The sequence below is a fragment of the Streptomyces sp. NPDC088725 genome, from assembly GCF_044751305.1.
Taxonomy (GTDB): Bacteria; Actinomycetota; Actinomycetes; order Streptomycetales; family Streptomycetaceae; genus Streptomyces.
In genome coordinates this window covers 44,206-55,791 of record NZ_JBIVLO010000018.1, presented here as the reverse complement: position 1 = coordinate 55,791, position 11,586 = coordinate 44,206, and the positions used below count along the sequence as shown (strand labels likewise).

Genomic DNA, 11,586 nt, shown 5'->3' with positions numbered 1-11,586 from the left:
TCCCCCCGGCTCTGGGTTTTTTTACCCAGCCTACCCCCCCACCCGGCCCCGCCCCGGGGTTCCGGCCCCGCCGCCCCCCCCCCCCGCACCCCCCCCCCCCCGCCCCGGGCGGGGGTCGCGTCGTCCGCGGACGCGGGCCCGGGTCAGCCGTCGCGTCGTACGCCGTTCGGCCACAGCCGCGGCCGGCGCCGGGCCGCCAGATCCTCCGCCCAGCCCAGCGCCACGACCATCAGGCCGATCAGCGGCCAGACCAGGATCAGCGGCAACACCGGGTAGGCCGTGTCCAGTTGGCTGGAGAACCCCGTCAGGCCCGGCACACCGTAGAGCTGGTCGATGAGCGGGAACGTGGCCATGATCAGCACGTTGTGCCAGAGATAGATCGTCACGGCGCGGTTGTTGGCGAGTGTGACCACCGAGTCGAAGCGCGCCAGCTTCCCCGGGAGGGCCCGCCACGACGGCGCGTACTGGAGCAGGATCGCGACGAACCCCACGGACCAGGCCGCCTGGGCGAGCGGGATCTCGTCCAGGTTCCAGCCCTCGTCGCCGAGATGGCCGGACGCCCACCACAGGCCGCCCGCCATGACGAACGCGGCCAGTGACACCGTGAGATAGCGCGGGATCCGCCGGAACATCCCGTCGTGGTGCCCGAAGCCGAGCACCCAGCAGGCGCCGTATACGGCGAAGTCGCCCAGGGTCAGGCCCGCTTCGCCGGGAAAGTCCACCAATCCCGTGCCGATGACGGCCGTCAGGACGACCGGGAGCGCGAGCGTCACCCACGGCGCTCTCCGGAACGCCCACAGCAGGAACGGCGAGGCGAGGACGAACCACAGGTACGCGCGGATGTACCAGAGCGGGCCCGCGGCCTGGTCGGCCCAGGAGGCGTCCAGCAAACCGCTGATGCCGCCCGCCGGGTCGGGGTACGGCGGTGCGCCGAGCGGCAGGATCCAGTTGGCGAGCCTGATCAGCCCCCGGACCCCTTCGTCCCTGGCCGGCTGCCAGCCCATGACGAACATCAGCGGCACGACGAGCGCGCCGAAGACCCACATCGGCGGCAGCAGCCGCCGCAGCCTGCCCCGGATGACGCTCCAGGAGCCGCGCCCCGAAAGGGACTTGGCCATCAGCGAGCCCGCCAGCGCGAACATCACGCCCATGGAAGGGAAGAGGACGGTCAGCCAGGCCCAGCCGAAGATGTGGAAGACCACGACCCGGACGAGGGCGACCGCGCGCAGCAGATCCAGATACCGGTCGCGGCCCGGCCCGGACGTGACCGCTTTCGCGGGCACGGTCGCGTCCGGCTCCGGCTCCGGCGTCTGCTCCGTACAGGCGGGCCGGTGGACGCGGGAGATGTCTCCGGTCCCGACATCGCGCGTGCTCATGCCACCGGCCTCCGCGCCGCGCTGTGCTGCCGCGGGCCCGGGATCGGGAGCGGCAGCGTGGCCGTCGCGGGCGCCTGGACCGTGCCCGTACGGCGCAGCTTCTGCCAGCGCAGCCGGCCGCCGGTGACCGCGGTGACCCAGGACTGGAGCAGCACCACGTACATGAGCTGCCGGTAGAGGATCTGCTGGAGCGGCAGCGAGATCAGATGCCCCACGCGTTCCCCGTCGAGCCGGAAGGCGTAGGCGGCGCAGACGACTTGGATGAGCAGGACGCCGAGCCAGGCCACGATCGTGTGCGCCGTGGGGCCGAAGACCAGTCCGTACAGCAGGAACACGTCGATCAGCGGGGCCAGCAGCGGGAACACCACCATGAAGAGCGAGACCAGCGGCAGGCCCACGCGGCCGAAGCGGCCTGAGGGACCGCGCTCGACGGCCGCGTGGCGGTGCTTCCAGATCGCCTGCATCGTGCCGTAACTCCAGCGGTAGCGCTGGGACCACAGCTGCTGGACGGATTCCGGGGCCTCGGTCCACGCCCGCGCGCGCTCGGCGTAGACCACGCGCCAGCCGTCGCGGTGCAGGGCCATGGTGATGTCGGTGTCCTCGGCGAGGGTGTCCTCGCTCATACCGCCGACCCGCTCAAGTGCCGTACGCCGGAAGGCTCCGACCGCGCCGGGGATGGTGGGCATGCAGCCCAGTACGTCGTACATACGGCGGTCGAGGTTGAAGCCCATCACATACTCGATGTGCTGCCAGGCCCCGATCAGTGTGTCGCGGTTGCCGACCTTCGCGTTGCCCGCGACGGCACCGACCCGGGGATCGCCGAAGGGGCGTACCAGCTCGCGCACGGTGGGGGGTTCGAAGACGGTGTCGCCGTCCATCATCACGATCAGATCGTGGCCGGCCTCGGCGATACCGCGGTTGAGGGCGGCGGGCTTGCCGCTGTTCTCCTGGCGTACGACCCGCACGTTCGGCAGCCACATCGCCTCGACGATGTCCGCCGTGCCGTCGGTGGAGCCGTCGTCGATGACGATGACCTCGACGGGGTGGTCGCTCTTCATCAGTGAGCGCACCGTGTTGGCTATGCAGGCGCGTTCGTTGTACGCGGGCACCAGCACGGTCACCGGTTCGGTGACCTCGTCGCCCCAACCGAAGCCCTGGCGGCGGACCTTGCGCGCGTGGGCGAAGGACAGCAGCAGCATCAGGCCGAACCGGACGATCACCAGAACGCCGACGGCCGCGAGCCCGCCGATCATGACCGTGGTGATGTTGTCGGAGAGCGCGACCGCCCCGACGAAGGCCTTGCCCTTCCACAACTCCAGCCCGGAGACCGGGGTATGGGCGCTGGGCGCGCCAAGGGCCTCGCTGACCGTGTCGAACGTGTACCCCTTGCTCCGTTCCTTCGGCAGGAAGTGCGCGAGTGCGGCAACGGTCTGCGCGCGGTCGCCGCCGGAGTCGTGCATCAGGACGACCGCGCCCTTGCCGTGCCTCGGGGCGGCGTTCCTGCTGATCGTGGCGATGCCGGGACGCTTCCAGTCCTCGCTGTCGGTGCTGTCGAGAACGGTGATGTAGCCGAGGTTGCCGATGTACTGCGTGACCGGCCAGGACTCGTTGTCCATGGCGTTCGCGAACGAGGAGTACGGCGGCCGGAAGAGCGACGACCTGATGCCCGCCGCGCCGGCCAGGGCCAGTTGGTTCTGGGTGAGTTCCCAGTCGATGCGGGACCTGGAATGGAAGGAGAGGTCGGGGTGGCTGAAGGTGTGCACGCCGACCTCGTGGCCCTCGTCCACCATCCGCTTGACCAGGGCCGGATAGCGGGAGGTCATCGTCCCTGTGACGAAGAACGTGGCGTGCGCGCCGTACTTCTTCAGCACATCGAGGACCTTGGGCGTCCAGACCGGGTCGGGGCCGTCGTCGAAGGTGAGGGCGATCTTGTGGTCCGGGATGGCCAGCGACTTCGCTTCGGTCTTTCTCCGCGCGTCGATCACGGGGCCGCCGTCCAGGATCCGCTGGGGCACCTCGTCGGTCGCGGCCGGCGCGCGTACGCGGTGGTCGGCGAGGATTTCGCTGTGCACGTAGCCGCGCAGCATGAGCATGACGGCGAGCGCGACCAGGAGGAGAGTCGGCAGCGTGTACCGCATGGGCAGCCGTCGCCGCCCGCCGGTGCGACGGGACCGAACGGCGGGACCGGCAGGAGTGGCAGGCTCGGTGTGCTGCGCGGGCTCTGGATGCTGCGCGTGCTCGGTGTGATCAGCGTGCTCGCTGTGATCAGCCGGCAGCGTGTGATCAGCGTGCTCGGCGTGAACGGCAGGTTCCGGGCGCTCGATGCGCTCCGTGCGCTGTATGTGCCCTGTGTGTTCCGCGTGCTCGGCTCGCTCGCCGCTCCGGGATTTTCGCCGGTGCCCCGGTCTGTCGGTGGCGGTCATCTATCGGGTCCCCTCCGCCGCCAGTTGGGTGCCGCGCTGTCCCGGGGGATCCGCGACGGGTCCGTCCGGTGTCGTGGTCGGTCCGCCGGACGGAGTGGAGCCGACCGGCGTACCGCCCGTTCCGGCGCCCCCACCCGCACCGCCCGCACCGCCCGTCGTGTCCCCGGCCGGTGTGCCGGGTCCGGACGACGGACCGCCGGAGACCGGGACGGTTCCGCCCTGTCCTCCGCCTGCACCTCCCGTACCGCTTGCCCCGCCCGTACCAGCGGCCCCACCGGCGCCTCCCGAGGTACCCGATCCGCCCGCCGGGGAATGAGCCGGAGGCGTCGCGCCGCCGGATCCGGCCCCTGAGCCGTTCACCTCATGTGCGGACGTGCTGCCCGAAGGGCCGGGCAGCACACGGCCGTTGGAGCCCATGGGCGCGGGTGACGCCGCCGGATCGCCCGGCGCTGTCCCCGCCGGAGCGCCGCTCACGGGGCCCGGCCGCACGTCGACCCTGTCCGACGTGGGCTGGTCCGCGGGACCCGGCAGTTCTTTGTGGCCGGGCAGCGGCAACCAGGGAGCGCTGGAGCTGCCGCCGACCAGCGCGATCGCCAGTGTGACGGCGTAGCCGGCGCAGGCGAGCGTCACGACCCAGCCGGCCCGGCGTAACTTCTTGCTCCTGCGACCGCTCGCGTCGACGAAGACCGGCCTGTCGGTGACGTCCCGCACTGTCTCCCGCCCAGGACCTGACTCCTGCGCGGGACCGGCTCCGGCGGGCAGCTCCGAGAGCTGGCGGCCCAGACCGTCCCGTTCGACGGTGACGTTACTCGGTTCGTGCGTGCGCCCGTTCTGGGCGTCTTCCAGCCACTTGTCCATTGTTGTGCACACCCCCCACGGATGTTCTTGGGTGCGCACAGAGCCGGCCGAATATGCCGTCGGCCAGGCCCCCACCTGGCCGAGTGCTCTTTATTTCCCCGCACCCGGACCCCGAATGTAGCGCACACCACCAACAGCCGTACTTCCACTTGACTAATCGCCCTGTATCCGTGCCGTGACATCAACAGGCAGCCAACTGCCGGGAATTCCGGCAAGCCAGCTTTCGGCTTCGGCGAGTTCCCCGGCAGCGGCCCGCAATGCCTCGATTCCGGGGTGTGTACGGCCCTTGGCCCACACCAAGGACACAGGTGACAGGGGCACCGGATCGACGAGTGGGCGCCGTACCGTCTCCGGCATGATCGGAAATTCCATCACCGAAAGAACTGGCGTGCGATTCTTTGCCATGATCCGCCGGAATTCCTCTGCCCCCACCGCCATGGGGGCCGGTGGCGCGATATCGATGGAGCGGCCCGCGAAAAGCTGGCGCGCGAGATCGGTCCATTCCCGAGTGCGCGGATTTCCCGCGCCCGCGTACACCCGCTCGCCCGCGAGATCGGCGAGTGCCACCTCCGCGCGGTCGGCGAGCGGGTGGCCGTACGGCAGCAGCACGGCCATCCGCTCGTAGCGGACCAGTTGATGCGCGAGCCCGGCACGCAGCGCGGGGGCGAGACCGCAGAAGCGGCCGAAGGAGGCGTCGAGGCGACCGGCGGCGATGCCGGCCGCCGCGCCGCTGAGACCACTCTCGAAGCGGGCCATCAGCTCACGGTGCGGTGCGAGTTCCCGGGCGCGCGCCAGCACCCGCCCTGACGTCATGCCCTCGGTGTTGAGATCCACCAGCAGTGGGCGTTCCGAATCGGCCGACGCGGCGATCAGCTCGTCCTGGGCCGCCAGCAACCGGCGTGCGTACGGCAGCAGTCGCTCCCCGTCGGCCGTCAACGCGACCTGCCTGGTGCTCCGTACGAACAGCGTCACTCCCAACTCCCGCTCCAGCCTGCGGATGTCGCGGCTGAGCGCCTGCTGCGCGACGTAGAGCGCCGCAGCGGCTCGGGTGAAGTGCAACTCCTCGGCGACGGCTGTGAAAGCGCGGAGCAGCCGGGGTTCGATGTCTCTGGGCACGCCGCATTCAACAACACAGACGCGTCAATGGCCACGGAAACGGTGTTGGACCACGCCGGGTTCCCGGCCCGAGGCTGAGGTCATGCCGTACTCAGCCCCACAGGCCCGGTCGTCCGACACGCCACTGGTCACCGTCACGGGCAGCACCCTCGTGCTCGCCTCGCGCGCCACCGACACCCCGCCCACGCACCACCGGAAGCGCGGGCGCGTCCGCCCGCCCGGCCCGTACGCCCGGCTCTTCGCGGTCCCCGGCGCCCGCGCCTTCACCCTCGGCAATCTCATCGCCCGGCTGCCCATGGGCATGTTCAGCGTGAGCGCCGTGCTGATGATCGCCGGATCACGCGGCTCGTACGCGCTCGCCGGCGCCGTCACCGCCACCGGCCTCGCGGCCACCGCGCTCGCCGCGCCCTGGACCGCCCGCCTCGTCGACCGGTACGGACAGGCCCGTACCGCCGTACCCGCCACGGTGATCGCGGCGGCCGGATCACTCGCGCTGCTGCTGTGCGTACGCTACGGCGCACCCGCGTGGACGCTCTTCGCCGCCTACGCGGCAACCGCCACCACACCCAACACCGGTGGCATGTCCCGCGCCCGCTGGGCGTACCTGCACCGGGAGCCCACTCCGGCGAACGCCGCCGCGCTGCACACCGCCAACTCCTTCGAACAGGCAGCCGACGAACTCTGCTTCATGCTGGGCCCGGTCGTCGCCGCCTTCCTGTGCTCCGCGCTCTTCCCCGAGGCGGGCACGCTGACGGGCGCGGTCCTGCTGCTGTCCGGCGTCCTGATCTTCGCGGCCCAGCGCACCACGGAACCACCGGTGTCCGGGCGTACGGCACGGTCACCGGCCCCGCTCCGCGACCCCGCGACGACCGCACTGCTCGCCGTATTCCTCGCCACCGGCGCGGTCTTCGGCTCGACGGAGGTCGTCACGCTCGCCTACACGGACGCCCGCGGGCACGGCGCCTGGGGCGGCGCGGTGCTCGCGCTGCAGGCCGCGGGGTCGTGCGCGGCCGGTCTGCTGCACGGCTCCCTGATCCGCCCGGCCAGGAACGTCCACCGGCGGCTGGCGCTGTGCACCGCCGGAATGACCCTGATGCTGACACTTCCCCTGCTCGCCGCGCTGTCCGGATCGCTGCCGCTGCTCGCCTGCGGACTGCTGCTCGCAGGCACAGCGACGGCCCCGACGATGGTGACGGGCATGACGCTCATCCAGCACCTCACCCCCCAGGACCGGCTGAACGAGGGGATGACGCTCTCCGTCACCGCCCTGCTCGGCGGAACAGCGGCGGGCTCGGCGGCCGGCGGCTGGACGGTGGACCACGCGCCTCCGTCCCACGGCTACGTCCTGCCACTGTGCGCCGCGGCTCTCGCGTTACTCCTGGCGACGACGGCGACGACGACAGCGACAGCGACAGCGGCGACGACCGGAGGCCGGAGCAAGACATGAGGGCGCCGGCGCATGACAAAGGCCCCGCCGTCACCAGGACAGCGGGGCCTTCGCCTCACATGGGAATTGTGGAGATGGCGGGAATCGAACCCGCGTCCAACGGTGCAGAACCAGGGCTTCTCCGAGCGCAGTCCGCTTCGCTTTTCTCGGCCCCGGAGATCACACGGACAAGTCTCCGACGGGCTCAGTCACTGTTTGATTTCCCTCTAGATCCCGCGACCGGACCTACAGGTTTAGTCCCCTAGCTGATGCCAGGATCCGGGTCGGGAACAGCCCCGGGCTGACACTCCGCGGAGTCTTCGCTAGCTGCTAATTAGGCAGCGAGAGCGAAGGCGGAGGAATCGCGCTTAGAATTGGCGATTATAGTTTGCGACATATGGTTTACGAGATCATTGCCGCTTCCTCGGCTCGCTTCACCTGCTTCAACATCCGCTGTCGAAACCGATCATCCCCATGCTTCACACTATTCAGTTAGGTACAGACCACACACCGTCTGTGGCTGTGTGACCCATCGTACGTGATCAACCGCCGGCGGGGCCACCGTATTCCGTCGCGGTCCAGGTGTGGATCAGGCCCGCTGGCGGCGCTTGGCGGACGCGATGGCCCGGTTCGTCTCGCGCAGATCCTGCTTCTCCCGCAGGGTCTGACGCTTGTCGTACTCCTTCTTGCCCTTGGCCAGCGCGATCTCGATCTTGGCCCGGCCGTCCTTGAAGTAGAGGGCCAGCGGCACGATCGTGTGCCCGGTCTCCTGCGACTTCGCTTCCAGCTTGTCGATCTCCAGCCGGTGCATCAGCAGCTTGCGCTTGCGCCGTGCCGTGTGGTTGGTCCACGTCCCCTGGCTGTACTCCGGCACATGCACGTTGTGCAGCCACGCTTCGTGTCCGTCGATCTGCACAAAGCCGTCCACCAGCGACGCCCGGCCCTGCCGCAGCGACTTCACCTCGGTGCCGGTCAGCACAAGGCCGCACTCGTAGGTGTCGATGATGAGGTAATCGTGCCGCGCCTTCTTGTTCTGCGCGATCAGTTTGCGCCCAGTTTCCTTAGCCATAGTCCTGCCATTTTCGCACTCCGACGCAACTTCTTTACTCGGTGACGCCGAGGCCGCTCAGCACCGTCTCGGCCCGCTGCTGCGCGCGCTCGGTCACCGCGAGGTCCGGCGTGATTCCCCTGCCGTCCACCGCATGCCCCGACGGGGTCCGGTAATGGCCCACGGTCAGCTCGGCCACGGATCCGTCCGGCAGCCGGCTCGGCATCTGGACCGAACCCTTGCCGAACGTGCGCGAACCGACCGTGACCGACCGGCCACGGTCCTGCAGCGCGCCCGTCAGCAGCTCCGCCGCGCTCATCGTCCCGCCGTCGACCAGCACCACCACGGGCCGGTCGCTGTCGCCGCCCGGGTCCGCGTACAGCGCGCGCTGCTCGCCCTTTATGTCGTACGTGGCGACCAGGCCGCCGTCCAGGAAGGCGGAGGCGGCGGTGACGGCCTCGGTGACCAGCCCTCCCCCGTTGCCCCGGAGGTCCAGCAGGACACCCGCACCCTCGGGAGCTTCGAACACCGCGTCCCGCACCCGCTGCCCCGAGCCCTTCGTGAAGGCACCGACCTTGATCCGCCGGGCGCCGCCCGCGACCGTGTCGACCGTGACGGACTCCGTGGCGAGCCTGGCCCTGCGGAGGGTCTTCGTCCAGCGGTGGCCCTCCCGTTCGAGGCCGACGGCCACGGACGTGCCGACCTTGGTACGGGGATCGGCCGGCGGCGCGTCGCTCTCCGCCGGATCACTTCCGTCCGCCGGCCCACCCGTCTCCGCCGCCCTGCCGCCGTCCGCGGTGCTGCCCGCGTCCGTCGGCCGATCGGCCTTCGCCGTCCTGCCGTCACCGCGCAGCAGAGCCATGACTTCCGTGACGGGCCGCTTCCCGACATCCGCGCCGTCGATCTCCGTGACCGTGTCACCGGTCCTGACCCCGGCACGCGCCGCGGGGCCGCCCGGCAGTACGCGCGTCACCTCGACCAGGCCCTTGACCGTCCGCCTCGCCCAGAGCCCCACGCCGGTGTACGAGCCGTCGAGCGCCTGCTCGAACTCCTCGTACTCGCCCTTGTCGTAGACCGCGCCCCAGCGGTCTCCGCTGCGGCTCACGACCTCTTCCGCCGCTTCCGTACCGGACTTGCCGTCGGCGATGGCCGCCGCGGCCGCTCTGGCCACTTCCGCGCTGTCGACCGTGGAGGCCGCGGAGGCGGCGGAAGCCGCGGAACGGGTGGAGGTACGCGCGGGCCGCTGCTCCGTGCCCGGCAGGGAGTTGGCCGCCGCGGCGGCGGTCACGAGGACGCCCGCGAACACCAATGTCAGGGTTGCCCCGCGGCGAATTCCGCGGGGCCTCTCGTGCGACTCGGAGCCTGACATGGCGTCGAGTCTAGGACAACGCAGGGCAAAGGACCGGCGCTTGGCGACTCCACGCCAGGGGCGCTTGTCACACCCTGAGGTACTTGCGCAGCGCGACAAAAGCAGCAACGGCGGGCATCAGCAGACCGATCGCGAGCACCAGCGGGAGCTTCGTCAGGACCGCGTCCCAGCCGATGAACTGCACCAACTCCATCTTGCTCGACAGGTCGAGACCGCTGTCGATGAGGAAGTAGCGGCCCGACAACAGCATCACGCAGGCGACCACGCCGCCGATCAGCCCGGCGAACGCGGCCTCCATGATGAACGGCATCTGGATGTAGAAGCTGGAGGCGCCGACCAGCCGCATGATGCCGGTCTCCCTCCGGCGGCTGAACGCCGACACGCGCACGGTGTTGACGATCAGCATCAGCGCGATGACCAGCATCAGCGCCATCACCCCGAGCGCGGCGACGTTCATGCCGTTCATCAGATCAAAGAGATTCTGCAGAATGCTGCGCTGGTCCTGGACGGACTGCACACCGTCCCGCCCCGCGAAGGCGGTTGCCACCACCTGGTACTTCTCGGGGTCCTTCAGCTTGACGCGGAACGACTCCTGCATCTGGTCCGGGGTGATCGTCGCGGCGATGGGAGTGTCGCCGTACTGCTCCCGGTAGTGCTTGTACGCCTGGTCGGACGACTCCTGTATGACGGTGTCGACGACGTCCATCTTGTTCAGATCCGTCTTGATCTGATTCCGCTGCTCGCTCGTCACCGCACCCTTGGCGCACGCCGGGTCGGTCGAGGCGTCGTTCTTGTTGCAGAGGAAAATGGAGACATTGACCTTGTCGTACCAGTAGTCCTTCATCGTGCTGACCTGCTCGCGCATGAGCAGCGCACCGCCGAAGAGGGCGAGCGAAAGAGCTACGGAGACGATGACCGCGAAAGTCATCGTGAGATTACGGCGGAGGCCGACGCCGATCTCCGACAGGACGAACTGGGCGCGCATGGCGTCCTTTCAGCTTTCGGTACGTTCAGTACTTCGACGCTCTGTGCCGGTGACCGGGCGGCGCGGTGACCGCGAGCGGTGCCGGTGACCGCGCGGCGCCGGTCAACCGCTCAGTGCTGGTAGCCGTAGACGCCGCGTGCCTGGTCGCGTACCAGACGGCCCTTCTCCAGCTCGATCACGCGCTTGCGCATCTGGTCCACGATGTTCTGGTCGTGGGTCGCCATCAGCACCGTGGTGCCTGTGCGGTTGATGCGGTCCAGCAGCTTCATGATGCCCACGGAGGTCTGCGGGTCGAGGTTGCCGGTCGGTTCGTCCGCGATCAGCAGCATGGGCCGGTTGACGAAGGCCCGTGCGATCGCGACGCGTTGCTGCTCACCGCCGGACAGCTCGCCGGGCATCCGGTCTTCCTTGCCGCCGAGTCCGACGAGGTCGAGGACCTGCGGGACGGCCTTGCGGATCTCGCCCCTGGGCTTGCCGATGACCTCCTGTGCGAACGCCACGTTCTCCGCGACGGTCTTGTTCGGGAGCAGCCTGAAGTCCTGGAAGACCGTGCCGAGCTGGCGGCGCATCTGCGGCACCTTCCAGTTGGACAGGCGCGCGAGGTCTTTACCGAGGACGTGCACCATGCCATGGCTGGTGCGCTCCTCTCGGAGAACCAGCCGCAGGAAAGTCGACTTACCGGAACCGGAGGATCCGACCAGGAAGACGAACTCCCCCTTCTCGATTTCGAGGGAGACGTCGCGCAGAGCGGGACGGGTCTGTTTCGGGTAGGTCTTGGAAACATTGTCGAATCGGATCACGGGATGCACCACGGTCGGCAGGGAGTAGGTGAGCGTGACCTTACGCGAAGCGGAGAGGGCCGCGCAGTCCGCGTCCGGGGTTGGGCGATTTATCACGGATGACCGTCGATCGCCGGCCGCGACCGGCCGCCGGAATCCGGTCGCCCGCGCTGAACGGCCCGGAAACTGGCACAGTGGTAAAGGGA

Annotated in this window: 9 protein-coding genes and 1 other RNA gene; 1 reads left to right on the top strand and 9 read right to left on the bottom strand. The window is 69.5% G+C overall.

The window, feature by feature from the left end; all coding sequences use genetic code 11:
- Positions 1-143 precede the first annotated feature (143 nt).
- The 4 genes from ACIP6N_RS29510 to ACIP6N_RS29495 form a co-directional block, all read right to left on the bottom strand.
- On the bottom strand, positions 144-1,376 hold the full coding sequence (locus ACIP6N_RS29510) for an acyltransferase (protein ID WP_401820724.1): 1,233 nt from the start codon (positions 1,374-1,376) through the stop codon (positions 144-146).
- Positions 1,373-3,514, bottom strand: a complete 2,142-nt coding sequence (locus ACIP6N_RS29505) for a bifunctional polysaccharide deacetylase/glycosyltransferase family 2 protein (RefSeq protein WP_401820722.1) — start codon at positions 3,512-3,514, stop codon at positions 1,373-1,375. The genes ACIP6N_RS29510 and ACIP6N_RS29505 overlap by 4 nt, the downstream gene beginning before the upstream one ends.
- Positions 3,515-3,799: 285 nt before the next feature.
- Entirely contained in the window at positions 3,800-4,657 is an 858-nt protein-coding gene (locus ACIP6N_RS29500; protein WP_401820720.1) for a hypothetical protein, read from the bottom strand.
- A gap of 153 nt (positions 4,658-4,810) precedes the next feature.
- The gene (locus tag ACIP6N_RS29495; RefSeq protein WP_401820717.1) at positions 4,811-5,773 is read right to left on the bottom strand and encodes a LysR family transcriptional regulator; all 963 of its coding nucleotides are present in this window, start codon (positions 5,771-5,773) and stop codon (positions 4,811-4,813) included.
- Positions 5,774-5,855: 82 nt separating this feature from the next.
- On the opposite strand from ACIP6N_RS29495, the gene ACIP6N_RS29490 reads away from it, so the two are divergent.
- Positions 5,856-7,220: an MFS transporter gene (locus ACIP6N_RS29490; RefSeq protein ID WP_401820714.1), complete on the top strand. Its 1,365-nt coding sequence runs from the start codon at positions 5,856-5,858 to the stop codon at positions 7,218-7,220.
- Between the two features lie 66 nt (positions 7,221-7,286).
- Here the strand turns inward: ACIP6N_RS29490 and ssrA are convergent.
- The 5 genes from ssrA to ftsE form a co-directional block, all read right to left on the bottom strand.
- Positions 7,287-7,673, bottom strand: a transfer-messenger RNA (tmRNA) gene (gene ssrA / locus ACIP6N_RS29485).
- Positions 7,674-7,788: 115 nt separating this feature from the next.
- Positions 7,789-8,268: an SsrA-binding protein SmpB gene (smpB, locus tag ACIP6N_RS29480; RefSeq protein ID WP_401820713.1), complete on the bottom strand. Its 480-nt coding sequence runs from the start codon at positions 8,266-8,268 to the stop codon at positions 7,789-7,791.
- A 34-nt stretch (positions 8,269-8,302) separates the two neighbouring features.
- A complete protein-coding gene (locus ACIP6N_RS29475; protein WP_401820712.1) occupies positions 8,303-9,616 on the bottom strand; it encodes a S41 family peptidase in 1,314 nt (437 codons plus the stop codon).
- Positions 9,617-9,683: 67 nt separating this feature from the next.
- A complete protein-coding gene (gene ftsX / locus ACIP6N_RS29470; RefSeq protein ID WP_401820710.1) occupies positions 9,684-10,601 on the bottom strand; it encodes a permease-like cell division protein FtsX in 918 nt (305 codons plus the stop codon).
- A 110-nt stretch (positions 10,602-10,711) separates the two neighbouring features.
- On the bottom strand, positions 10,712-11,401 hold the full coding sequence (gene ftsE / locus ACIP6N_RS29465; RefSeq protein WP_401820731.1) for a cell division ATP-binding protein FtsE: 690 nt from the start codon (positions 11,399-11,401) through the stop codon (positions 10,712-10,714).
- Between the last annotated feature and the right edge of the window lie 185 nt (positions 11,402-11,586).